Consider the following 23404-nt stretch of genomic DNA (forward strand, 5'->3'; position numbering starts at 1 on the left):
TTATTATAATTTTAACCTTATAAAGGTCTTTCGTTATCTATTTTCTGAGTAGAAATTTTAAACTGAATATCCATTTCGTCTTTGATGAAATAATCTTTCAAAGAATTTTGGTAAACAATTTTGAAGTCTTTTCTGTTTAAAGAGAATTTTGAAGACTCAATCTCTACTGTAAACTGCGTAATATGCGCGTTTGCAGGGAAAGAAATTGTCTTTCTGATATCTTTGATCGTAATATCACCTACAATGGTAGAATTGTACTCGCTGTTTGCAAGAGGGATGATTTTCTTTAAATGAAATTTAGCCGTTGGGAATTTTTTTACTTCAAAGAAATTAGTCCCTTTCAACTCATTGGTCAATTTTATCTGGTCATCACCCGAAAGATCAGCAACTACAAGACTTCTCATGTCGATTACAAACTCGCCATCTACCAAAACCGTTTTATCGAAATTAAATTTACCACTTTTCAGTTTTAAACTTCCATAGTGAGACGAAGCTTGAGTTTTTACCACTTTATGTCCCCACCATTTAATCTCGGATGTTATCACTTTTGAAACTTTATCTCCTTTCTTTTGAGCAAAAACAAATGATATGCTTGCACACATCATAACAAACAATAGTAATCTTTTCATTATTTTTTATTTACAATTCAACAAAAATAAAAAAAAGTGTAGAACTTCTACACTTTTAATAATATTTTTTTGAATATTTTATTTTGCACTCACCTTTACGGTCATTTCTATCTCATCTTTCACAAAAACATCTTTCATTGAAGACTTGTAAGCCACGTCAAATTTTTGTCTGTCGAAAGAGAATTTATCTGAAGTTAAAGTTACCACTCCATCTTTCACAGTTACGTTTGCAGGGAAAGAAACAGGGTTTGTTTTACCTTTTACAGTAAGGTCTCCGCTAACTATACGATTGTACGTTTTATCGTTGTTTTTCTTTACTGAAGTAATTTTAAATGTTGCTGTAGGGAATTTTTCAACTTCAAAGAAATCACCGTTTTTAAGGTGACCGTTTAATTTCCCTTGCATTTCACCTGAAACATCAGTCGCGTTGATAGAATTCATATCCAAAACGAAAGCCCCGCCAGCAATTTCGCTACCTTTCATTACGATGTTTCCAGATTTTACAGTAATCGTACCGTCATGAGAACTTGCCTGAGATTTAGCTACTTTATAACCCCACCAGTGAACATCTGAGCTTACTACTTTTTTTGCTTGTCCGAAAGCTAATCCACTAGCTAAAACTGCTAATACAAATATTTTTTTCATTGTAAATTTTTAAATCGTTTATTAAAGCTGCAAATGTAATTATCTTATTTAATAATTCATCTTGACCTACATCAATAAAAAATTTATTTTGACATGAATAAAATCAGGCATAAAAAAACTCCGAATTTCTTCGGAGCTCATATTTATTCTGTAAAGTAAGCGGTATACAGTGCCGCACCATTGATACTTGTACTCTCTGTATTAACCACATAAATTGGAATGTTCTTCAACATATCCTCCATTTTATCACTAATCTTGAATTTCTCATAGAATTTATCTTTATTGATATATTCTCTGATAACCTGTGGAATATCTCCCGCAATTAGCAGTCCACCTGTTGCTTTCAGTTTTAAAGTAAGGTTATTAGCTTCTCTTGCCAAAAACTCTACGAATGTGTCTAAAGCAATTCTACAAATCAGCGCATCTTCATGCATTGCTGCTTTATAGATTTCTTCGGTAAAGTTTCCGTTGGCTAAACGCTCAGAAAGCCATTCCGGCTCAGGATGTCTTTTTACATCTCTCAAAAATCGATAGATATTAAACAAACCGGTTTTTGAAAGTACATTTTCCCAGCTTACAATTCCGTAGATATTATTTAAAAACTGATAAAATTCTACCTCAACATTTGTTCTCGGTGAAAATTCAGAATGACCTCCTTCCGTTGCAAATGGTCTTAAATATTTTCCGTCAAAGAAATATCCTGCTTCTCCCAAACCGTTTCCAGGAGCTAAAATAGCAACATTTCCTTTTTCAAGATGACCGCTTGTATAGATAGCATCCAAATCAGAATCATCCAAAAGACCAATTCCGTAAGCAGAAGCTTCTTGGTCGTTTAGCATATCTACTTTCTCAAAACCAAATTTGCTTCTATATTCTTCTACATCTAAGCTCCAGCTTAAACGTGCCGGATGACTTTTACCATCTATTACAGGTCCCGGAACCGAAATCCCAAGTCGCTGAACATTTTCAAGCTGAGAATCCTGCATAAACTTCGAAAGAACATCTGTAAAAGAAGCATATTCTTTGGTAGGATAATTATTTTTACATTTAAGTTCTATCCCGGAATTTCCTGAAGTATAATATGCAATTGTAGTTACATCTTCTCTCAGGTTGGCTCCGATAATAGAAACATTATCATTATTGGCGTTCCTTACTCCCGGTAAATAGAGAGGAAATTTTGGATTCAAGTTCATAATCGCAAATTTTATCAAATATAATAATTGTTTTGGTATTTTTTGTATGGTAATAAAAAACCTTTTCAAAAACTCGAAAAGGTTTGGCTAATAACTAATTATATTGTGCCTAATTATTTCCCTAAAGGAATATTGTACGAAAATCCTGCTCCGATGCTTCCCACATTATAGTCCTGAGAAGCTGGTGTTGCTATATCACCGTTACTTCCTGCAAAAACTTTTTGGTATTGTACATAGAAATTCCAGTCTCTATTATGGTATCCAATCTCTGGTTTTAGGTAAAAACCTCCATCGGGTCTGTTTACCGTAGAATTGGTTGCTACCTTGTCATCTCCTACCAAAAATCCGTATCCTAAATCAGCTCCAAAATAAAATCCTGTTTGCTTAGGATAGACTCTGAAAAGCGCTGCTACAGGAATAACTCCTACATCATTATTAGTATATCCATTGTTATTTTTTCCAAAATAATGGGTGTATCCTGTTGCAATACCCAAACCAAAACCTGGTGTAATTAAATTCTGATATGCTACATCTACTCCTACTGCTGCAGAAAGGTTATCTGAAGGAACAGCAATACCTGCTGTAGCTCCAACTTTAATCATATTATTCATCTGAGCACTTTGCGCACTTACTAAACCTGCTGTTAAAATTCCAGCTGCTAAAATGGTTTGTTTAAACATTTTCATAACTCTGATTTTTTTAAATTTTACTGGTTTGCAAGATGTAAAAATCATGCCAAAACCTTTTAATTAACACTCACAGAGCCTCATAAACACCATCAACAAAATGATTTTCAATAATTTAAAATCCAAAAAAATTAAATACTTGTTTAAATATTTTAAGTCTAACATAATAATTACACATTAAATTTTGTTTATACACTTTAACCAATTCAAGTATACGCAACCATTCTCAAAAACTGGCTCAATGCAGATTCTTCAAAAGTTCTAGGCTGGAAAAACGGTGTTTACGATTTTGTATAAAAAAAACCTTCCAAAAATTGGAAGGTTTTAGCTTTTAGTGAGAAGAAGGAAGCGTTTTTTTCAAATCTTTCTCTTCTTGACTTTTATCGAGCTTCTCGGTAACTTTTTTAATGATAAATTCTATTACAATGGGTACAACGAGCGCTACAACAGCTTTTAATATTCTAGATTTCATATTATTTTATTTTCACAACTAAATTACAAGTTTTAAGCCAAATTCCAATTATAGGTTTTCATTATTACTTTTTTGTTGCTGATAATTTGAGTTAGCAATTCTGATGCTGTTAGCAATTCTGTGCTTTAGTTTTCTCGGTCCTAAAACGGTAAGAAACTCGCCCATTCCTAAAATCATGCGCTCCAATTCAAAATTGAGTTGCACACATATTTTAAAAACAGTCCCACTCTCATCTTCTTCCAGAATGACCTGACTGTGGTGAAAAGGCTTGGTTTTTACATAAGGAGCGTGCTGTGGAGTCACTTTAAAAATTACATTTTGCCCCCGTTGCGTTTCTGAAACCGTTGCCCCAATCACATCCCCGAAATATCGGTCGGCATCAAAATCTTTGTCAATATATTCTGTTTGAGAATCTGTTTCTATCGTTATCATTCGGTCTAAAGCCAAATTGTAAATCGCTTTTTTGTGCCAACAAATCAAAAACCATCTATTGTTGTATTCTTTCAACAGTTGAGGATGAACCGTCAGAATATTCTCTTCTCTTGCCTTAAAACTCTTATAGCAAATCTTTAAAACTTTTTTATTGAGAATACTTTCATACAAAACATCAATATATTCCAAACCTTTCAACTGCTCATTTTTATCTAAATGAATAATCGATTTTTGCTTGGTAGAATGTATAGAATCTTCCAGCTTCTGAATCACGCCATTCATTTCTTTAAACATCGAAAAATCTTTGAACTGCTTCAAAATCTGTATCGCATTATTCATCGCTTTCAAATCATTTTCGTTGACCGAAATCTGATGAATACTGTATTCCGGGTCGCTATATCGGTAATATCTCCTTTCATAAACCTCAATCGGCGCCTCATACCCGAATTTTTCGCTTCGCATATTCTGCAAATCCAGTTGCACCGTTCTTTTACTCACAAAAGATTCTTTGCCTTCATACTCAAACAAGGCTTCAGAACATTCGTCAATCAAATCTTCCAGTGTGTATTTTTTGTATTTATTCTTTAGACATTTATCTAAAGTTTTGTAGCGGATGAGTGCATTTTTATTTGAGGACATAATTTTTATATATTTTATTTACACATACCTAATAAACTCATTCTATCTTTATCATTTTTAAGCTCAAACATTTCAGAATGGTAATTTTTTCTTTTCCTCTTCTGCGAATAAATATTCCTTACCATTTCAGATGTGTCTAATTCAATTTTAAGAGCTCTTACATCTAAAGAATAACATTCTGAGTATGATGAATGTTTTTCATAAGGAAAATTATTTTTGAAAGTCTTATTATAAGTAGGTTCAAACATTTTAATTAATGCTGCTTCGGTGAAATTAATTTTTTGCTTCTCTGTAAATACCAATCCCTTATTATCACTAAAATCTTTAATTAATTTATCATCTCTTTTTTTATTTTCCTTTGAATAAATTTTCTCATCAACTCCTCCGGTATATAACATACTTAGTTGAGAAAATTTTGTTAGTAGAATCCAGATATCACTATCTGGATTATTTGTCAAAGCATGAGTATAGATTTTCTGTAATGTTTCATGAGCTGGTAATCTATCAAAAGCAGTTCTATTTCCTAAATGTCCATATGCTTGTCCAATATATAAAATTTCATAATCAAGGATATCTGTAGTGATATTTTTATCCAAACTTATTTGATCGTATAATAAACTAGATTTAGCTACTAATAAAGTTTTTTTATCATCAAAAAGCTCGAATTGACTAAACGGATACTTTGTTGTTAATTTGATTTTTGATTCTACTTTAGGCAAACCAATACTAAGAGAAATTCGATGCTTATCCTCTTTGTTATGAATTACAAAATCAAATAATGCTCTACTTCCATTACTAGAAAACGATTGTGGGTCAATAGTAATTTTTGGTCTTTGCAAGATAAAATAGATATTGCACGGATTATCATCATTGAATATTCTTTCATTTTCTGAATAAGTATCTAAATCTGATCCCAAAACAAATTGATATTGACTGAGAAACATAGACAAAAAAGTTTCTGCTCCAAATTTATGATTATCTCTTAAGAATAGATTATTTTTCATGATGCAATAACTTTCTACTTTAATTATTATTTTCTCGCCAAAGCTTTCCCTTCAAAAGAAATTCCGTCCCAGCCGCATTCTATAAAGTTTCTGATATTTTGATGGTCTGTACCTTCAGGATTTTGTAAAACATCTTTTCTGTAAAACTCTCCAAAAAGATTCAGCGTTTCTTCTTTTGATAAATCATTGAGTTGAGCAAAGCTGAACACTTTACACGAACCATTGTTCTGATTAGCTTCATTTATCGTATTCCCGTTGGTAAATTTTGTAGGCGTAAAATCGTAATGTTCATCGATAAATGCAATAACATCATTAAACTGAATGTCTTCCGCCGATTTTTCTAATTGTTCAAATAACATATTTTAATTTTTTTATTAGTAAATAATTCAATTTTAAAAACAGAAAATCTGCTCCATCGAAGCAATATCTCTGTAGAAAAGTTCTAAAAAACCGTTGCGCGTTCCTTAGGAACGCTATCTTTTTTCATTTGAAACGATTCAGACTTTCCTTATATTTTTTCTTATTCCTCACCACTTCCATTGAGACAATGTAGAATTTTAAAAGTAAAACTGTAAAATGAATGTCCGTAATTCATAACAACTTAATTTTTAACAGTTTGTTTTTCATTCCGCAGGAAACTTCAGTGTGTTGAGATTCCTACGGAATGACAAAAATGACTGCTGATTTTAGCGTTATGCTTAAAGAAGGACATTCACAACTGTAAGGTTTAATAATAACTACCTCATAAAAATCTTTGATTTTTTTAAACTAATGTGCTCTAAAATATTCTCAATAATTTACCTAAAAACTTTTGTGACTAATGTGTCAAAAAACTTTTATTCCTTTTGTGGTTAATTCTTCAAAAATAATCAAAATAAATTTACCTACGCAAAAAGATTGCATACTTGTTCTATTACTTTGCATTATCAAAATAACAAAACAGTATTAAAAAAAGTTGAATCTCTCGCAGCCCGACTTGAACGAAGCTCTTTTTGTAAGGAGGAACGACGAGCAAAAAAGCGGGAGTGGAAGGCGGATTAAGCTGCCCAAATAAAAAACAAATAATATGACAACAATTACAGGAAAAGAATTAATCGCTTTAGGATTTACACCGAAAAAATGGTTTGCCGAAGCTTTGGAATATATCAACGAAACTCAATTAACTGAAAATGAAATGATGGAATATTTGGAGCAATTCAAATCTCCGGAACCTATTCCATTATTAGAAAATCCTGCAGATTTTATCATCAACATCAGAGCGGAACACGAAAGTGAAAATGATAACGTAGAAAAAGTAATCAACACCATGAAAGTCCTGATGAAAACGCCGACTTTAGTTTCAGGAGCGATTATGCCCGATGCTTGTCCGACCGGACCGGAAGGTCATATTCCTGTGGGCGGAGTGGTCGTGGCAAAAAATGCAATTCATCCAGGGTTTCATAGCGCAGATATTTGTTGTTCGGTGATGTTGACCGACTTTGGAAAAATTGAACCGAAACTAGTTTTGGATGCCGCCCACTCCATCACGCATTTCGGATACGGAGGAAGAGATAGAGGTTCGCAAATGCCGATGTCACAAGAATTAATGGATGCTTTCAGAGAAAATGAGTTCTTAAATGATGAGAAATTAATCAGTATTGCCCGTTCTCATATGGGAACTCAGGGCGATGGAAACCATTTCTTATTTGTAGGAATTTCTAAAAATACAGGAAACACAATGTTGGTGACTCATCACGGTTCAAGAGCGCCGGGAGCGATGTTATACGATAAAGGAATGAAAGTAGCCAACCGTTTCAGAATGGATATTTCACCGGAAACCTTGAAAGAAAACGCATGGATTCCGTATGAAACCGAAGAAGGAAAACAATATTGGGAAGCTTTGCAACTCATCAGAAAATGGACGAAAGAAAACCATGAATCGATTCATAATGCAACTTTAGAAAAACTGAATATCGAAAAACAAAACAGATATTGGAACGAACATAATTTTGTATTCAGAGATGGCGATTTATTCTATCATGCAAAAGGAGCAACGCCTTTGGATGATAAATTTATGCCCGATATTACAGGCCCAAGACTGATTCCTCTGAATATGGCAGAACCTGTATTGATTGTTCAAGGAACAACCAATGGTAGAAATTTAGGTTTTGCACCACACGGTGCGGGAAGAAATTTCAGCAGAACGCAACATAAAAAATCTCTGGCTCATAAAACCATTGAAGAAGTTTTTGCAGAAGAAACAAAAGGATTAGATATCCGTTTCTTTACCAATGATATTGATATTTCTGAACTTCCGACCGCTTATAAAAGTGCAAAAAACGTAAGAGCCCAAATTGAAGAATACGGATTGTGTGAAGTTCTGGATGAAGTGATGCCTTATGGATGTATTATGGCGGGTGATGTGCAGAAGAATGCGCCTTGGAAGAAAAAGAAGAAGTTTAGGAAATAATTAGAAGATTACGGGTTATCGTAATCTTTTTTTGTGGATTGGGAGTATATTTGTTAAATTTATTTTATATGATAAAATAAACATTTTTTTTAATCCTATCAAGCTAATATTTTGGAAATATTATAATGGCTGGGTTAATAAAAGTAATCTGAATAGAAACCCTCCTGCGACTAATCATTAAAAAAAAAATGAAAAAAACTTTGATAATAATAAGATATACAATCTCTCTATTATGCCTGTGTTTATTGTTGTTATATTTAACTCCTATTTTTTTTCCAAGCATTTCGACTAAATATGCTGAAAATTTTGATATGGACAATTTTAATGAAATTAAAATTGGTGATAATAGACATAGTGTGGATAATCTATTAGGAAAACCATTTTATGTTTCTACAGAAAATATAAACAGGGATAGTTTAAAAACAAATTATTGGTATAGCGAAAATAGGACATCTATTATGGAATATGATAAAATAATCATTCAATTTTATGATGATAAAGTAGTCAATAAAGTAAGAGTTTTAGATGGAGATTAATACAAAACCTGATACCCGCTGGTGCAAACGTCTCGCTCGTACCCATTACCAATAAATACAGCGGTCACAAGCGAGACGCTTGCGCCAGCAAAGAACCACAAGACGATAAAAGACCAGAAGAAATTCTGGTCTTTTTATTTACACGATAGCGCAGATTTGCAATCTGTGCTTACCCAACTTAACATAATACCCTCAAAATCAAAATATTTCAACAAAATCTACCATCCATTCAAAATAATTTCTATATTTGAATTACTAATTAAAAACACAATTGATATGTCTAGCACCTCAGAAGTAGGTCACGCTAAAAATGTAGCGAACCTTCAAAAAATAACGCAACAAGTTTCTACGTACAGCCGTTACAATCCACCGATTGCCGACATTACTCTACCCAACCTTCAGGCACTCTACTACAGTGCCAATGCAAAACTAACAGAAGTTGGAGACAAAAGAAACGCTAACAAAAACGCCATCGTTGCCCGTCAGACTACTTTCGAAAATTTGAGTTCCACCTGTACCAGTATCATGAATGTATTGGAAATTGTAGGTTTACCGCAAGGAACTTTAGATCAGGCAAGATCTTTAACCCAGACCATTCAGGGCAGTTCAAGGAAGAGCAATCCACCGATTGAAAAAGGCGAGGAAACTCCCAAATCCTCATCTACCTCCCGACAGTCATTCACCTCAAAAGCTGAAAATTTTGGTCTGCTCATCCAAATGCTGTCTACCCTCCCCGCTTACACTCCGAATGAAGACAACATAAAATTGCAAAACCTCAGCATCTATCACGAATCATTAAAAGCGGCGACCCTTATCGTAGACCAAACCGTATCTGAGCTGAACACCAAAATCATAGAACGCGACAAAATTCTTTATGCAGACGAAACCGGAGTCTATCCCATCTCCCTAAAGATTAAAAAATACGTAAAAAGTCTATACGGAGCCACTTCCCCGGAATTTACCACCGTCTCCGCCATAGAATTTACCGATAGAAAATAATTTGTGTTTTAACGTGAAAAATATTGAAACTCTGTAATTCAATATTGTATCAAAGTAAAGTTGCATTGTTATGATGTAACTTTATTTTTTTGCCATGTATTTTTACATTCTCCCAATGTCATTCTACATTGGCACGATGTAGTTTTACATTCTCGCATTGTTACTTTACATTCTTGCGATGTAAGTTCACATTTTAGCATTGTAAGTTTACATTGGCACGATATGATTTCACATTCTTCCGATGTAGTTTTACATTCTCGCATTGTTACTCTACATTCTTGCGATGTAAGTTCACATTTTAGCATTGTAAGTGTACATTGGCACGATGTGATTCTACATTGACCCCCGTTGGTGCAAGCGCAATGGATAAAAGAGCTGGGAACAATAATCACTTCAGAAAAAGAAGAAGCCGACTTTGATTTCTCTTTAGAAACCTTAGAAAAAGATAGTTTTACAAAGGTTTTTAAATAATAATTGAGCTGTCATTTTGAGTGAAAAATCTAGAAATAATGGCTTTTTTTAAAATCATTATTTTCCTTTGTCTTAATTTATAAGAAACAAAATAGTGAATGTCCGTCTTTAAGCATAACGCTAAAATCAGCAGTCGTTTTGTCATTCCGCAGGAATCTAAACTAATTTATTTTCAGTGTATTGAGATTCCTGCGGAATGACAAACAAACTGTTAAAAATTAAGTTATTATTAATTACGGACATTCATAAACAAAATCGTTAAGTTATTCATACAAAGAGAATTTTATCTTCGATAAAATCTTTGCGCCTTAAAAACGGAATGAATTAAAAAACTTTGCGTCTTTGCGTTTTACCAAAGAACCAAACATTAGAGTTTAATTTTTATTCTCCCGCAGATTTAGCAAATTAAGCAGATTTTATAAATGTAATTATCGGCGATAATCAAACTAATCTATGAGAGAATTATATATTAATATTCTTAATTGAAATAAAACCATCTTTCACATCAATTACAGTTCTTTTTCCATAATCAATCTGAAGATTAAACATGTTTTCTAAAGGAAATTTTAAGACAGATTGAAGAATCAAACGGATAACTCCGGCGTGGGTTACAATTAAAATTTTGTTGATGTCTTTTTTAGAAAGCAGTTCATTCCAAAACTCAGAAACACGGGTTTGCATTTCTAATAAATTTTCGCCGTTTGTAGCTTTTACATTGATAAAATCTTCATACCAAGGATTAATTTCTTCTTTCGGAATTTCTGTCCATTTTTTCATTTCCCAATCTCCGAAATTCATTTCTTTAATTCTTTCATCAATTTGATAATTCGAGTGAAAATGCTTCGCTAACAAATGACATCGCTGAGATGGACTCGAAATAATTAAATCAAAATCTGAATCAATTTGAATCGATTTAAAATCTTCTTCAAAGTCTTTTTTTAGAGACATTTCGGCAAATCCATAACACAGATTATCCGGATTTTCTACGGCCGTATGACGAATTAAATGAATTTCCATACGATAATTGTTCCTAAATAAAATAAAACTTCACAAACCTGCTGAACTGTTCCCAAACAATCGCCTGTATAACCTCCAATATGTTTTTTGAAATACCAACCCAAATAGATTTTTCCGATATACGCAAAAAGCAACGCAACAATCAATCGCCAATCGGGAATTAAAGAAAAAGCCAATAAAACAGCCATAAAACTAATGGCCAAAGACTTTCCGTCTAGTGCTTTATTCGCCAATGGTTTTGATTTGCTCACGTCAATATCTGTTACATATTTATGCGTATAAATCATTGTTCCGGCGATAAATCGGCTTGAAGTATGAGCAAAAATAATGATGGCTAAAGTTTTCATTACATCTAAAGTTCCCAATTCTTTAATGCTGAGAAATTTTAAAGCAAACAACAAAATAATACCAATCGCACCGTAAGCACCTACCCGACTGTCTTTCATAATGGTCATAATTTTCTCCTTGCCATAACCACCTCCAAAACTATCGCAGACATCGGTAAAACCATCTTCATGAAAAGCTCCTGTCAACAAAACACTCGAAATCATCATTAAAACAACAGCAATTTCAAGGTTAAAAATGTTAAATGAAAGATAAAAAATAACAGCATTAATCAATCCAACCAACAAACCCACCCACGAGAAATATTTCTGAGATTTATTCATAATCTCGCTTGAATAAGGAACTTTGAACGGAACCGGAATTCGAGTAAAAAACATCAGCGCCGTTGCGAAATAAATCAGTTCATTTTTGAATAACTTCATCTACTCTTTATTTGAAATTTGGGCATCTTCGAAGCTCGACATTTCATTGATAAAATTAACCGCACTTTGAATAATAGGATAAGCCAATGCACAACCTGTTCCTTCTCCAACTCGTAAATTGAGATTCAACAAAGCTTTTTGATTTAATAATTCCAATAGTTTGATGTGTGCATATTCATCACTAACGTGGCAAAAAATACAGTTATTTAGGATTTCAGGATTCAGTTTCCAAGCTACCGAAATGGCAACCGTTGCGATAAATCCGTCAATTAAAATCAACATATTTTGGTGGTAAGCTTCCTGCATTGCTCCAATCATTTGGGCAATTTCGAGTCCTCCAAAAGTTTGCGCAATTTCTTCAACTGTTTTAAGATTGGGATATCTTTCAATAACTTTTGAAAGAATATCAATCTTATTCTGAAGTTGAGCGTCATTCAAACCAGTTCCTCTACCTACACAATCCGCAATTGAAATATCGAATAACTGGCTCATCATCAATGATGACGACGAGGTGTTTCCAATTCCCATTTCACCAAAACCGATAATATTACAACCTGTTTCTGCAATTTCTTTAACCACAGATTTTCCGTTTTCCAAAGCCTCTTGGTATTCTTCACTCGTCATGGCAGGTTCATCCAACATATTCCTGCTCGACTTTCTGACCTTTTTATGAATCAAATTTAATCCTTCAGGAAAATCAAAATTTACGCCTGCATCTACAATTTTAATCTGAATATCATTCTGTTTACAGAATACATTAATTGCTGCACCGCCGCCCAAAAAATTCATCACCATTTGATAGGTAACTTCCTGCGGGTAAGCGCTCACTCCGGCCTTTGCAATTCCATGGTCGGCTGCGAAGACAACCATATGTGGATTGAGTAATTTGGGTGAAATTGTCTGCTGAACCATTCCTATTTTATGCGCCAGATGTTCTAAAAACCCTAATGCACCTAAAGGTTTTGTTTTGAAATCAATTTTGTGTTGTAATTCGTCTGCTAACATTGATGTATTGTATGTTTTTGCAAATTACTAAAATCTATTTGTTAAACAGATATTTAATTTTCTTTTGTCTTGAAACAAAATAGTAAAATTGAAAAATCGCAAAGACGCAAGAAAATCAAAGGTTTTCAGGAAACAATGTTTAGTTTTAAAATTCTCACAGCTTAATTTTATGTCTTTGATTTTTCCAACAACATCAATTATATTTTGAATAGTAAAAAAACTCTATGACTCTCAAACCCTCCGACACTAAAACCCAAAACCACAACGTAAAAACATTGCGCAGCACTCCTTTTACTTTGCATGATAAAATTAAAAACAATGACACCAAAAATACTAGATAAACTAAAAGAAATAGAGGCAAAAAGAAATATAGAAATATTTCTTGCCGTAGAATCGGGAAGCCGAGCCTGGGGTTTTGCTTCGCCGGACAGCGATTAAATCAAACATCATCATTCAAACTCTACACTAGTAGACTATCCAAATTTGGAAAAGACGACCAAAATTTTAGTGGAAATAAGAAACTCTTTGTACAGCAATTAAAACAAAAAAGGCTCCGAGATGGAGCCTTTTATATGATATTATCTATCGGGTTTCAGTACCGAAAATCGAATGATTATTTAACCATTCTGATTTCTACAGCCACAAAACCTTTAGGAGATTTCTCTTTTTCGAAAGATACTTTATTTCCTTTTTTGATAGGTTCCATACAGTTGTTACTGTGGAAGAAAACATTTTCTTTAGAACCGTCTTCTGTAATAAAACCATAACCTTTTTCACTGAAAAATGTTACAATTCCTGTTTTCACCAATTCTTCAGCTTCAATAGGAGCTGCACCAAGCTGAATGTTGTTGATATCAAACTCTTCAACATTGCTGTTATCCGGTGGTGTAGAAGTCAACTGCCCATTGGCATCAACGTACATAATCATGTCGTCTAGACCTTTACCTTTGTTGTTGCTGGTTTTACGCTCTTCTCTTTTTTGAGCTTTTTCCTTTGCTTTTTGAACTTTTTTCTTGAAATTTTCTTTTTTTGAGAAAGAATCCGCCATATATTATTTAAAATTAATTTGTTAAGTATTGATATTGTGGTGATAATTTCGATTTGAAATTGAAATTATTCTCATTCAATATTATTCTGAAATTGAAGTAGAAAGGTATTCTATTGTTTTTCAGTATTGATAAAAGATTGCCGACACAAATATTTTTAAAGAATAAACTGAGGCATCTGAAATGTGAAAACTGAGAGAAAATAAATGTTTTAAACCTTACTTTAAAGCAAAAGCTAAAAACCTTCCTATTAATTGCTTTGCAAATATACGACAAATATTATTGAGATTAAGCTTTAATCTAACATTTTAATATTCAATTATTTATATAACACAAGTTTAAGTCATAAAATTAATATTAATTCTTTCTGATAACTGTAACAATTAAATAAATTCTGCAATTAATAAATCAACTTAAATTATAGAGAAATTAATTACTGTATGTTGACAAGCAAAAGCCGCAACTAAAAATATCGTGGCTTAATCTATTTAATTCTTTCGTAAACTCTTAAGGGTATTTTGTTTAAATCTTTCCCCTGAGATTTCATAAGAGAAATATATTTTTCATAAAAAGTTTTTGCTTTTTCTCTCTCTTCTAATTTCCATTGTAAATCTGCCAAATTCAGCCAAGCAACTACACGTTCCGGAAAGTTTTGAAGTATTTTTTCTAACAATATTTCTGCTATATTATTTTGATTTTTCTGTAAATAATAAAAAGCAATATTATTAAGATATGCTACATTTTTATTGTTTACGATGATTTGATTTTCCCATGTATTATTTCCGAAATTAAATAAATAGAAATCAAAAGGTCTTTTTTCAAAGTCGCTATTTGATAAATTAACTTTTAAAGGATTGTCATCTTCTGCATTTTCATAAAATTTTTCTTCATATTTTTCTAAGTAAAACTTATTATCCTCATATTTTAAGGAGTATGTAGAAGTAAAATATCTATTTCCATCAAAAGGATAATTAGTTGTACTGAATTTTAATATATAATTATTAAAGCTAATATCTGAATATAAATTATCAGATTTTCCAGAACATTCTCTACAGGGTACTATTTCGTTAGATTCAAATACTTTTTCATACTTATTGTTATTGTTTTTTTTCAAAATTAATAACATTCTTTTAGATATATTATTATCTGTACTGATTAATGGCCTCTCGTTTTCTTTTTTATTAGATAATATGAGTATATAATCCTTCTGCTTATCAGAATTAAAATCACATTCTTTTTTTAAGGAAATCTCATAGTTTGTCGGAATGAAATTTCCCAATTGTTGAGAGTGAAGAGCCCCAAACCAAATTAAAAAAAAAGATTGAATTAAATTTTTCATTTAAAAATTATTATTGTTCTTAAAAATGCTTTTCTTCTTTCATGATACGATTTAGTTGATATATTAATTGCTGCTATGATTGTATGAAAGCGCTTCGCTGTGCAAAATCTCCAAATATTAAGTAAAAGCATCCCCTCGCAGGAATTCCATCATTCTTAGTTCTTTCACGGTAAAGTTACCTTCTTGCAATGTACTTTATTTTCTTGTAATGTCATTTTATATTGGCACGATGTGACTGCATATTGTAACGATGTAAAATAATATTTTTGCTTTGTGAAAAGATATTCTAGTGCTGTAACTCACTATTCTCCAAATTGCAACTAATAATCTTCAATTTAAAAACAATAAACCACCGAGAGTTTCGGTGGTTTATAATATATGATTTAAAAATCTTATGCTTCAGATGAAGGATTTTGATTTTCTGCAGGCTTTTCACCTTCAGGTCTTCTATTTCCTTCCGGTCTTGCAGGCCTTTCAGGTCTGTTTTGCCCTTCTGGTCTTGGACCTCTTTGCTCTCCTTCTGGTCTCGCTGGTCTTTCAGGTCTTGGCAACAAAACTTTTCTTGAAAGTTTCATTTTCTTACGGTCATCATAACCCATAAACTTCACTTCAACTTGGTCACCTTCGTTGTAAGGAACCTTGTCAAGCCTAGCCCACTCGATTTCAGAGATGTGAAGTAATCCTTCAGTACCTTTAGCAATCGCTACGAAAGCTCCGAAATCCATTACTTTTACTACTCTACCTTGGTAAATTTCACCGATAGTCGGTACAAAAGTAATCTCGTTGATTCTTGCAATCGCTTCGTTGATTTTCTCTCTGCTAACACCAGAAATTTCGATTCTTCCGATTTCGCCAACTTCTTCAATTGCGATAACGGTATCAGTATCTTTCTGCATTTGCTGAATGATTTTTCCACCAGGTCCGATTACAGCACCAATGAAATCTTTAGAGATTTCCATCATTACCATTTTAGGAGCGTGAGGTTTCACGTCTTCTCTTGGTGCAGAAATAGTTTCATTCAATTTATCTAAGATATGAAGTCTTCCGTTTCTAGCTTGTAGAAGCGCTTTCTCCATAATATCCATAGAAAGACCTTGGATTTTAATATCCATCTGACAAGCAGTGATTCCGTCTGCAGTTCCTGTTACTTTAAAGTCCATATCACCTAAGTGATCTTCATCTCCTAAGATATCAGAAAGTACAGTGAATTTACCTGTTTTTACGTCAGTTACCAATCCCATTGCAATACCAGAAACTGGTTTTGTAATTTGAATACCAGCATCCATCAAAGCCAAAGTTCCAGCACAAACAGTTGCCATAGAAGACGAACCATTTGATTCTAAAATATCAGAAACAATACGGATAGTATAAGGATTTTCTTCAGGAATCATATTTGCCAAAGCTCTTTGAGCTAAGTTTCCGTGACCAACTTCTCTTCTTGAAGTTCCTCTTAAAGGACGAGCTTCACCTGTTGAGAACGGTGGGAAGTTATAATGTAGGAAGAATCTTTCGTCATAATTTACCATTACGCTGTCTACCATGTTTGCATCTTTTACTGAACCTAAAGTTACAGCGGTAAGAGATTGAGTTTCTCCTCTTGTAAAGATTGCAGAACCGTGAGCTCCCGGTAAATAATCAATTTCAGACCAAATTGGACGAATTGTTTCAGGATCACGACCATCAAGACGAATTTTATCATTGATAATCATCTGACGCATCGCCTCTTTTTCAACATCATGGAAGTATACTTTTGCGAAAGGGGTAACTCTTTCCAATTCTGCAGCATCTTCTACATATTGAGCTAAAAATTCTGCCAAAACAGCTTTGAATTTATCACCTCTTTCTTCTTTTCCTGAAGGAGTTTTTGCTACTTCGTATACTTTATCATACGTTTCTTTCCACACTTTCTCACGAATTGCTTCGTCATGATTTTCGTGGCTATATTCTCTTTTAGGGAAAGATTTACCTACTTTTTCAGCTAATCTTTCCTGAGCTTCTACTTGTTTTTTGATTTCAACGTGCGCGAATTGAATTGCTTCAAGCATTTCTGCTTCAGAAATTTCTTTCATTTCACCTTCCACCATTACGATAGAGTCTTTAGTAGCTCCCACCATGATATCAAGGTCAGCTAATTTAAGATCTGCATAATTAGGGTTAACAGAAAGTTCACCGTTGATTCTTACCACTCTTACTTCAGACATTGGTCCGTTGAAAGGAATATCTGTAATTGCAATCGCTGCAGACGCCGCCAAACCTGCTAAATCATCAGGAATAGACTCTCCGTCATAAGAAATTAATGAAATCATTACCTGCACTTCTGCATGGAAATCTTCAGGGAACAAAGGTCTCAAAACTCTGTCTACCAAACGCATGGTCAGGATTTCCTGATCAGATGGTCTCGCTTCTCTTCTAAAAAAGTTTCCAGGAATTTTTCCACCAGCGTAGAATTTTTCTCTGTAATCTACTGTTAATGGCAAGAAATCTACACCATCTTTGGCTTCTTTGCTTGCTACAACGGTTGCTAAAAGCATTGTTCCGCCCATTTTCACGACTACAGATCCGTCAGCTTGTTTTGCTAATTTTCCTGTTTCTAATGTAATTTCTCTGCCGTCTGCAAGAGTAATTTTTTCTGTAATTGCTTGAGGTATACTCATAAATTGTTTTGTGTTGCGCTCCGTATTGAGCACTTTAATTATTGATAATTTCGTCTAAATGTGATGCAAATTTAGTGTTTTTGTTTTAAATAAAATCTTTTACGTTAATCCCTCTGAATTTCAACATCTTTTTGCATTCATTAAGAGTTTTTCTTATTAAAAATCCTGTAACCGAGCCTCCATTCAATATAATCGGCTTTGTGAAATTTAAATGATTTCAAAGCGATTCCTATCAGCAAATTTTTTCCGATAGTATATTGAAAACCTACTCTTTGATAGAAAATCGTTTTATCGTAACGTCGGTCTATCTCTTTTTTAAATAGATAAAATCCCGGTTGAATCTGAATGGCAAATTTTGAAATTGAAAGTCGGTAAGAAGGAAAAACATTCAACAGAAGCTGATCATTTTTAAACCTTCTGGTTGATTGAATTACCCCATTTTCATCCTGATAAAATTTGTGGTTGTAATCTTCATCATACATAAGGCCAATTCCCAGCCCGAGAGAAGATTTATACGTTACCTGTCTGTGATAAACCGTTTCTACTCCCCAATTCTGATAATATTTACCTTCAAATTTCCTAATCATATCAACATCAAAATCCTGAAAACCCGGATCTTTCCCATAAAAAATAGAATGTCTTATCCCGCCAAAAACATTAACATCCAACGTAGAATATTTATCAAATGCCGACAAAGAATCATGTGGAGCAAATTGTCTTTCATCAAAATGATACGTTAAAGATAATTTTGGAGAAAAAGTATTCATTCCTTTATTCGGAAGTTTTAAAGCTCCGTTTGAAAAATGGTTAAAATTTAGGCCTAATCCTAAGTCAAAATGTTTTCCTAAATAATATTTATAATTAGCTCCCAAATTAATATAAATACTCACAGACGAACCAAAAGTCTGATTGATATAGCCTTTTTTCAAATCATAGGGAGTCCAGTTAAAAGCAAATCCGCCACTTGTTTCATAATTCCAGGAATGTGTTTTTGTTTCTTTAATAACTCCTCCAAACGTTCCGTAGACAGCGAAAGGTTTTCCCATATCACTGTTTTTAAGGTAATCAAAAGCGATAATCCCTCCACCATAATAAGGTTTTCCAAATCTTCTGTGCCATTCCTGGCTTCCATCGGTTTGTGTGGTAAGCTCTGCAGACATTCCGATAAAATCTCTATGTTTAAGTTCTTTGAGATAATCATTGGTTCCTAAAAACTTTCCAAACTGCATACTTAGAGAACCTTGCAAATTCGATTTCGAAATAGTATCCAATTCCTGAGAACTGTAAAAAGCTGAGAATAAAAGAAAAAAGTAGAAGTAAAATTGTTTCAAATTTTTAATTTAAATGTAAAAAACAGCAAATTTAAATGATTTCATTAAAGATTTTTAAATTTTAATGTATAATTATCAGAATTTTTAAAATTAAATAACAAAAAAAGCAACCTCTTTCGAAGTTGCTTCAGTTTTTTTTGGAATCCAAAGATTATTTTCTTAGACCAAGTTCAGCAATAATTGCTCTGTATCTTGTGATATCTTTTTTCTTAAGATAATCTAATAAGCTTTTTCTTTTACCTACTAATTTCACCAAAGATCTTTCAGTATTGAAATCGTGACGATTAGCTTTCAAGTGCTGAGATAAGTGGTTAATTCTGAACGTGAAAAGAGCTACTTGTCCTTCAGCTGTTCCTGTGTCTTGTGCAGATTTTCCATGTTTTGCGAAAATTTCTGCTTTTTTTTCTGTTGTTAAGTACATTCCAATATTGTTTAATGATTATTATGTAACGGCTGCAAAAGTACGACTATTTTTTTAATCGCCAAAAAGTAATTTACATTTATAAATAAGACAAAATTAAAAACGTCATTCTTTTCCTAAATAATACAGAATCAGGTGTATTTTAATAATTATTTAAGTTAATCATACGACTTTGGAAACATTATTGATTTCATATATTAAAATTGATAGAAAAATATGTTAATAAATTCTTAAATAAATTATGTCATCCCATTAAAAGACAGTAATTTTACACCCGACAAAAAGATGAAAAATTTTTTATTTTATACGCTTATATCTTCTGTATTTATCATCAGTGTTTCTTCTGTAAAAGCGCAGAAAAACACGACTCATGATAAAGTAAAAAAAGTTTTATACTTCAACCCTGAAGTAGATCCCGATATTGAAGAAATAAAAGAACCTACCAATCATGCATTCTTTAGTGCCGTTTCGGATAACATCAGCAGTTTCCGCAAAAATAAAATGCTGAGATCTGAAATTCAGGTTTCGTATGACAGCATCGATTCTAAAACCATCACCGAATACAGTAAAAACAATGATGCCGATTTTGTGATTGTTCCTAAAGTAAAATACTTTAAAGTAGGATTAGGAAAATACGTTTTTTCAAATCAAGTTGTCGTAAGTATGAAACTTTTTGATGCTGAAGGAAACTTCATTACTTCTTCAGAATATGACACTTACCGAAAGAATATGCGTCTTTTAGGCTCTACCGAAAACTCTATAAAAATCGGAACCAATGGCGCTATGAAAAACATTCTTAAAGAATTAAAAAAGATAAAGCCATCTGCAGAAGCAGGTTTTTAAACTTTAAATTAACCTTAAATCTGGCTCATCATTCCCCTATTCTAAAAATTTGAGTTATTTTTGCATATCAAAAATTTCAGGTTTTGAATTCTACACACGAACTTACTTTTAATCCAGCCGATATTGCCGAAAGACTCAGTGAACTTCCTGCTGATGAAAGGCTGCTTGCTTTTCTGAAAGTTCCGAAGCAGTATAAAGCAGATGTATTTTCACATTTAGACCCTGATTTTCAGGAAGAAACCATTCGAAGTATTGGAAGTGATGATGTTTCAGAAATCCTGAATGCCATGACTCCTGATGACAGAACTGCTCTGTTTGAGGACTTTCCGGATGAGTTGATTAAGTATTCTATCAATCATCTTAATCCTCAGGAAAGAAGAATTGCCCTGAAACTTCTTGGCTATAATTCTGATTCTATTGCACGTCTGATGACGCCTTACTACATTCAAATCAGAAAAGAATGGACGGTAAAAAAATGTCTTCAGCAAATTAAAAAAGTTGGTAAACGAGTAGAAACCCTCAATCATTTGTATGTAGTTGATGAGAGAAACCACCTTATTGACGACTTACCTTTAGGAAGCTTATTGTTGGTAGAAGAAGATACTTTAGTCTCAGAATTAACTGATAATCAGTTCGTAGCCATAAAAACAACGACTTCTAAAGAAGATGCTGTTACGTATTTTGAAAAATATGACCGAACGGCACTTCCTATTATTACCGAAGCTGGAGTTTTGGTTGGAATTGTAACGATTGATGATATTTTAGACCAAATTGAATCTCAGAACACTGAAGATATTCAAAAATTTGGGGGACTTGAAGCTTTAGATTTACCATATACCCAAACCTCTTTGATTGAAATGATTAAAAAAAGAGGAACTTGGTTAATTATTTTATTTTTTTCTGAAATGCTCACCGCTTCTGCGATGGGATTTTTTGAAGATGAAATTCAGAAAGCTGTTGTTTTGGCATTATTTGTTCCTTTAATTATTTCAAGCGGCGGAAATTCCGGTTCTCAGGCAGCTACTTTGATTATTCGTGCGATGGCATTACAAGAAATCGGTTTAAAAGACTGGTGGTACGTAATGAAAAAAGAGATTTTCACCGGATTAGTTTTAGGTGGAATTTTAGGAGTTATCGGATTTTTGAGAATTATGGTTTGGCATAAAGCAGGATTTTTTGATTACGGAATTCACTGGGCTTATGTAGGCTTAAGTGTTGGCGTTTCGTTAATCATGATTGTTTTATGGGGAACACTTTCAGGCTCTATGGTACCTTTTATTCTCAAAAAACTAAAACTAGACCCAGCCACTTCTTCAGCTCCCTTTGTAGCGACTTTGGTAGACGTTACCGGATTAATTATTTATTTCTCTGTTGCTGGGCTTTTCTTAACCGGAAAACTTTTGTAATTTTAGGCAAAGTCTAAAATTTTCATGAAATCGCCATGATTTGAAAACCCAAATCATGATGGAATGGTGCGATTGCATATGACCTTTAAAGACCATAAAAATCTACCTATGAAAGTTGTATCTTTAGTTCCTTCTATTACAGAAGCTTTATTTGATTTAGGTTTAACGGAAAATGAAATTGTTGGGAGAACAAAATTCTGTATTCATCCTTCAGAAAAAGTAAAAAATATAGAAATTATTGGAGGTACAAAAAATCTTAATCTTGAGAAGATTAAAAGTCTAAAGCCTGATTTAATTCTAGCCAACAAAGAAGAAAACGTAAAAGAACAGGTAGAAATTTTAATGCAAGATTTCAAAGTCATTGTTTACAATACAGAGACGATTGAAGATAATTATTACCTGCTAAAAAATCTGGGATTGCTTTTTAACAAAGAAGAAAGAGCCCAGATGTTTAATCTAAAAATCTACGAAATTCTCAATCAGACTACAATAAATTCAAAACTAAAAGTGGCATATCTTATTTGGAATAATCCTTATATGACGGTAGGTTCAGATACTTTTATACATCATGTTTTAAATGAAATTGGTTTTGAAAATCTATTTAAAAATCAAACCCGTTATCCTGAAATTAAAACTGAAGATTTAGCTGAAGCAGATGTCGTTATGCTTTCATCGGAACCTTTTCCTTTTAAAGAAAAACATATTGCCGAGCTGCAAGAATTTTATCCTGATAAAAAAATATTAATTGTTGACGGAGAAGCGTTCTCATGGTATGGAACACATATTGCGAAGTGCGAAAATTATTTTAAAGAATTGATTGCTGAATTTTAATCATTAAGTTTTGGCTAAAGCTTAATACATTTTCTTTATTACTAAACGGGCTAAAGCCCGTTTCTATTGATATTTAAGTACACAAAAAACTCCGATTAAAAAAATCGGAGCTTATATTTTATTATTAAGTAAGATTAGATAATCTTTGAAACTTCATTACAAAGCCATTCCAATAACTCTAAATCTTCTTTTGTAAAAGGATCGATTGTGTGAGAATCAATATCAATCTGGCCGATATTTTCACCATTTTTAAAGATAGGCACTACAATTTCAGCTTTTGTATCAATCGAACAACTCAGATAATTATCTTGTAACTTCACATCGGGAACGATAAATGTTTCGTTGGAAACAGCTACTTGTCCGCAAATACCTTTTCCGTAAGGAATAATGGTATGATCGGTTTCTGCTCCTACATAAGGCCCCAACTTCAACTCATCTTTATCTCCATTTTTAAAGTAAAAACCAGTCCAGTTGAAATAAGATATTTCCTGATCCAATAGATGACAAACTTTTTCAAGCTTCTCCTCCGTATTATGTTTTGGACTTTCAAGAATAAACGAAAGTCTTTTTTTTAATTCAGACATTGTAA

General features: G+C 33.0%; 23 protein-coding genes and 1 pseudogene. 7 read left to right on the plus strand and 17 right to left on the minus strand.

Annotated elements, in window-relative coordinates; genetic code table 11:
• Positions 1-17: 17 nt before the first annotated feature.
• The 8 genes from LO744_RS15060 to LO744_RS15095 all read right to left on the minus strand — a co-directional run bounded on the left by LO744_RS15060 (position 18) and on the right by LO744_RS15095 (position 6059).
• Positions 18-629, minus strand: a complete 612-nt coding sequence (locus LO744_RS15060) for a YceI family protein (RefSeq protein WP_230670772.1) — start codon at positions 627-629, stop codon at positions 18-20.
• A 78-nt stretch (positions 630-707) separates the two neighbouring features.
• A complete protein-coding gene (locus tag LO744_RS15065) occupies positions 708-1274 on the minus strand; it encodes a YceI family protein (protein ID WP_230670775.1) in 567 nt (188 codons plus the stop codon).
• Between the two features lie 143 nt (positions 1275-1417).
• On the minus strand, positions 1418-2467 hold the full coding sequence (locus LO744_RS15070) for a glucokinase (protein ID WP_230670778.1): 1050 nt from the start codon (positions 2465-2467) through the stop codon (positions 1418-1420).
• A 113-nt stretch (positions 2468-2580) separates the two neighbouring features.
• A complete protein-coding gene (locus tag LO744_RS15075; RefSeq protein ID WP_230670781.1) occupies positions 2581-3153 on the minus strand; it encodes a hypothetical protein in 573 nt (190 codons plus the stop codon).
• A 331-nt stretch (positions 3154-3484) separates the two neighbouring features.
• Positions 3485-3625, minus strand: a complete 141-nt coding sequence (locus LO744_RS15080) for a hypothetical protein (RefSeq protein ID WP_230670783.1) — start codon at positions 3623-3625, stop codon at positions 3485-3487.
• A 48-nt stretch (positions 3626-3673) separates the two neighbouring features.
• Entirely contained in the window at positions 3674-4696 is a 1023-nt protein-coding gene (locus LO744_RS15085) for a helix-turn-helix transcriptional regulator (RefSeq protein WP_230670785.1), read from the minus strand.
• A gap of 14 nt (positions 4697-4710) precedes the next feature.
• The gene (locus LO744_RS15090) at positions 4711-5700 is read right to left on the minus strand and encodes a hypothetical protein (protein ID WP_230670788.1); all 990 of its coding nucleotides are present in this window, start codon (positions 5698-5700) and stop codon (positions 4711-4713) included.
• Between the two features lie 26 nt (positions 5701-5726).
• Entirely contained in the window at positions 5727-6059 is a 333-nt protein-coding gene (locus LO744_RS15095; protein ID WP_230670791.1) for a HopJ type III effector protein, read from the minus strand.
• A 707-nt stretch (positions 6060-6766) separates the two neighbouring features.
• Here LO744_RS15095 and LO744_RS15100 point away from each other — a divergent pair.
• From LO744_RS15100 to LO744_RS15110, 3 genes are all read left to right on the plus strand, one after another.
• The gene (locus LO744_RS15100) at positions 6767-8149 is read left to right on the plus strand and encodes an RtcB family protein (RefSeq protein WP_230670794.1); all 1383 of its coding nucleotides are present in this window, start codon (positions 6767-6769) and stop codon (positions 8147-8149) included.
• 311 nt (positions 8150-8460) lie between these two features.
• Positions 8461-8685, plus strand: coding sequence for an outer membrane protein assembly factor BamE domain-containing protein (gene bamE, locus LO744_RS15105; protein ID WP_262908836.1), 225 nt, complete (start codon positions 8461-8463; stop codon positions 8683-8685).
• Positions 8686-8961: 276 nt separating this feature from the next.
• Positions 8962-9684: a hypothetical protein gene (locus LO744_RS15110; protein ID WP_230670801.1), complete on the plus strand. Its 723-nt coding sequence runs from the start codon at positions 8962-8964 to the stop codon at positions 9682-9684.
• A gap of 933 nt (positions 9685-10617) precedes the next feature.
• Here the strand turns inward: LO744_RS15110 and cobC are convergent.
• Genes cobC through cobT form a run of 3 tightly spaced genes read right to left on the minus strand, consistent with a single transcriptional unit; the run spans position 10618 to position 12944 of the window.
• Positions 10618-11172 (minus strand): alpha-ribazole phosphatase, encoded by a 555-nt coding sequence (gene cobC, locus LO744_RS15115; protein ID WP_230670804.1) that lies wholly within the window; start codon positions 11170-11172, stop codon positions 10618-10620.
• Positions 11157-11939 carry an adenosylcobinamide-GDP ribazoletransferase gene (locus LO744_RS15120; protein WP_230670807.1) on the minus strand — a complete coding sequence of 261 codons (783 nt, stop codon included), beginning with the start codon at positions 11937-11939 and terminating at the stop codon, positions 11157-11159. The genes cobC and LO744_RS15120 overlap by 16 nt, the downstream gene beginning before the upstream one ends.
• On the minus strand, positions 11940-12944 hold the full coding sequence (cobT, locus tag LO744_RS15125) for a nicotinate-nucleotide--dimethylbenzimidazole phosphoribosyltransferase (RefSeq protein ID WP_230670810.1): 1005 nt from the start codon (positions 12942-12944) through the stop codon (positions 11940-11942).
• A gap of 318 nt (positions 12945-13262) precedes the next feature.
• Between cobT and LO744_RS15130 the strand changes: the two are divergent.
• Positions 13263-13379: pseudogene (locus LO744_RS15130) on the plus strand (DNA polymerase beta superfamily protein); the annotation flags it as partial.
• A 178-nt stretch (positions 13380-13557) separates the two neighbouring features.
• On the opposite strand, the gene LO744_RS15135 reads toward LO744_RS15130, so the two are convergent.
• From LO744_RS15135 to rpsO, 5 genes are all read right to left on the minus strand, one after another.
• Complete coding sequence (locus LO744_RS15135) at positions 13558-13992, minus strand: cold-shock protein (protein WP_230670812.1); 435 nt, start codon at positions 13990-13992, stop codon at positions 13558-13560.
• Positions 13993-14474: 482 nt separating this feature from the next.
• Complete coding sequence (locus tag LO744_RS15140; RefSeq protein WP_230670813.1) at positions 14475-15329, minus strand: tetratricopeptide repeat protein; 855 nt, start codon at positions 15327-15329, stop codon at positions 14475-14477.
• Positions 15330-15721: 392 nt separating this feature from the next.
• The gene (locus LO744_RS15145; RefSeq protein ID WP_230670814.1) at positions 15722-17983 is read right to left on the minus strand and encodes a polyribonucleotide nucleotidyltransferase; all 2262 of its coding nucleotides are present in this window, start codon (positions 17981-17983) and stop codon (positions 15722-15724) included.
• 140 nt (positions 17984-18123) lie between these two features.
• Positions 18124-19314, minus strand: coding sequence for an acyloxyacyl hydrolase (locus LO744_RS15150; RefSeq protein WP_230670815.1), 1191 nt, complete (start codon positions 19312-19314; stop codon positions 18124-18126).
• A gap of 151 nt (positions 19315-19465) precedes the next feature.
• The gene (gene rpsO / locus LO744_RS15155; protein WP_027386233.1) at positions 19466-19735 is read right to left on the minus strand and encodes a 30S ribosomal protein S15; all 270 of its coding nucleotides are present in this window, start codon (positions 19733-19735) and stop codon (positions 19466-19468) included.
• Between the two features lie 285 nt (positions 19736-20020).
• On the opposite strand from rpsO, the gene LO744_RS15160 reads away from it, so the two are divergent.
• The 3 genes from LO744_RS15160 to LO744_RS15170 all read left to right on the plus strand — a co-directional run bounded on the left by LO744_RS15160 (position 20021) and on the right by LO744_RS15170 (position 22815).
• Positions 20021-20578, plus strand: a complete 558-nt coding sequence (locus LO744_RS15160; protein ID WP_230670816.1) for a pyruvate decarboxylase — start codon at positions 20021-20023, stop codon at positions 20576-20578.
• A gap of 83 nt (positions 20579-20661) precedes the next feature.
• Complete coding sequence (mgtE, locus tag LO744_RS15165; protein ID WP_230670818.1) at positions 20662-21984, plus strand: magnesium transporter; 1323 nt, start codon at positions 20662-20664, stop codon at positions 21982-21984.
• A 108-nt stretch (positions 21985-22092) separates the two neighbouring features.
• On the plus strand, positions 22093-22815 hold the full coding sequence (locus LO744_RS15170) for an ABC transporter substrate-binding protein (RefSeq protein WP_230670820.1): 723 nt from the start codon (positions 22093-22095) through the stop codon (positions 22813-22815).
• 134 nt (positions 22816-22949) lie between these two features.
• On the opposite strand, the gene LO744_RS15175 is transcribed toward LO744_RS15170, so the two are convergent.
• Entirely contained in the window at positions 22950-23399 is a 450-nt protein-coding gene (locus LO744_RS15175; protein WP_230670822.1) for a GAF domain-containing protein, read from the minus strand.
• Positions 23400-23404 lie beyond the last annotated feature (5 nt).

The organism is Chryseobacterium turcicum (assembly GCF_021010565.1).
Lineage (GTDB): Bacteria > Bacteroidota > Bacteroidia > Flavobacteriales > Weeksellaceae > Chryseobacterium > Chryseobacterium turcicum.

What these genes read in the sequence shown, in the direction of transcription:
- bamE (WP_262908836.1), top strand. Translation starts at nt 8,461, where the DNA reads ATGGACAATTTTAATGAAATTAAAATTGGTGATAATAGACATAGTGTG.
- LO744_RS15110 (WP_230670801.1), top strand. Translation starts at nt 8,962, where the DNA reads ATGTCTAGCACCTCAGAAGTAGGTCACGCTAAAAATGTAGCGAACCTT.
- LO744_RS15070 (WP_230670778.1), bottom strand. Translation starts at nt 2,467, where the DNA reads ATGAACTTGAATCCAAAATTTCCTCTCTATTTACCGGGAGTAAGGAAC.
- LO744_RS15135 (WP_230670812.1), bottom strand. Translation starts at nt 13,992, where the DNA reads ATGGCGGATTCTTTCTCAAAAAAAGAAAATTTCAAGAAAAAAGTTCAA.
- LO744_RS15080 (WP_230670783.1), bottom strand. Translation starts at nt 3,625, where the DNA reads ATGAAATCTAGAATATTAAAAGCTGTTGTAGCGCTCGTTGTACCCATT.
- LO744_RS15160 (WP_230670816.1), top strand. Translation starts at nt 20,021, where the DNA reads ATGAAAAATTTTTTATTTTATACGCTTATATCTTCTGTATTTATCATC.
- rpsO (WP_027386233.1), bottom strand. Translation starts at nt 19,735, where the DNA reads ATGTACTTAACAACAGAAAAAAAAGCAGAAATTTTCGCAAAACATGGA.
- LO744_RS15120 (WP_230670807.1), bottom strand. Translation starts at nt 11,939, where the DNA reads ATGAAGTTATTCAAAAATGAACTGATTTATTTCGCAACGGCGCTGATG.
- LO744_RS15095 (WP_230670791.1), bottom strand. Translation starts at nt 6,059, where the DNA reads ATGTTATTTGAACAATTAGAAAAATCGGCGGAAGACATTCAGTTTAAT.
- cobT (WP_230670810.1), bottom strand. Translation starts at nt 12,944, where the DNA reads ATGTTAGCAGACGAATTACAACACAAAATTGATTTCAAAACAAAACCT.
- LO744_RS15170 (WP_230670820.1), top strand. Translation starts at nt 22,093, where the DNA reads ATGAAAGTTGTATCTTTAGTTCCTTCTATTACAGAAGCTTTATTTGAT.
- LO744_RS15060 (WP_230670772.1), bottom strand. Translation starts at nt 629, where the DNA reads ATGAAAAGATTACTATTGTTTGTTATGATGTGTGCAAGCATATCATTT.
- cobC (WP_230670804.1), bottom strand. Translation starts at nt 11,172, where the DNA reads ATGGAAATTCATTTAATTCGTCATACGGCCGTAGAAAATCCGGATAAT.
- LO744_RS15085 (WP_230670785.1), bottom strand. Translation starts at nt 4,696, where the DNA reads ATGTCCTCAAATAAAAATGCACTCATCCGCTACAAAACTTTAGATAAA.
- LO744_RS15090 (WP_230670788.1), bottom strand. Translation starts at nt 5,700, where the DNA reads ATGAAAAATAATCTATTCTTAAGAGATAATCATAAATTTGGAGCAGAA.
- LO744_RS15100 (WP_230670794.1), top strand. Translation starts at nt 6,767, where the DNA reads ATGACAACAATTACAGGAAAAGAATTAATCGCTTTAGGATTTACACCG.
- LO744_RS15175 (WP_230670822.1), bottom strand. Translation starts at nt 23,399, where the DNA reads ATGTCTGAATTAAAAAAAAGACTTTCGTTTATTCTTGAAAGTCCAAAA.
- LO744_RS15065 (WP_230670775.1), bottom strand. Translation starts at nt 1,274, where the DNA reads ATGAAAAAAATATTTGTATTAGCAGTTTTAGCTAGTGGATTAGCTTTC.
- LO744_RS15145 (WP_230670814.1), bottom strand. Translation starts at nt 17,983, where the DNA reads ATGAGTATACCTCAAGCAATTACAGAAAAAATTACTCTTGCAGACGGC.
- LO744_RS15075 (WP_230670781.1), bottom strand. Translation starts at nt 3,153, where the DNA reads ATGAAAATGTTTAAACAAACCATTTTAGCAGCTGGAATTTTAACAGCA.
- LO744_RS15140 (WP_230670813.1), bottom strand. Translation starts at nt 15,329, where the DNA reads ATGAAAAATTTAATTCAATCTTTTTTTTTAATTTGGTTTGGGGCTCTT.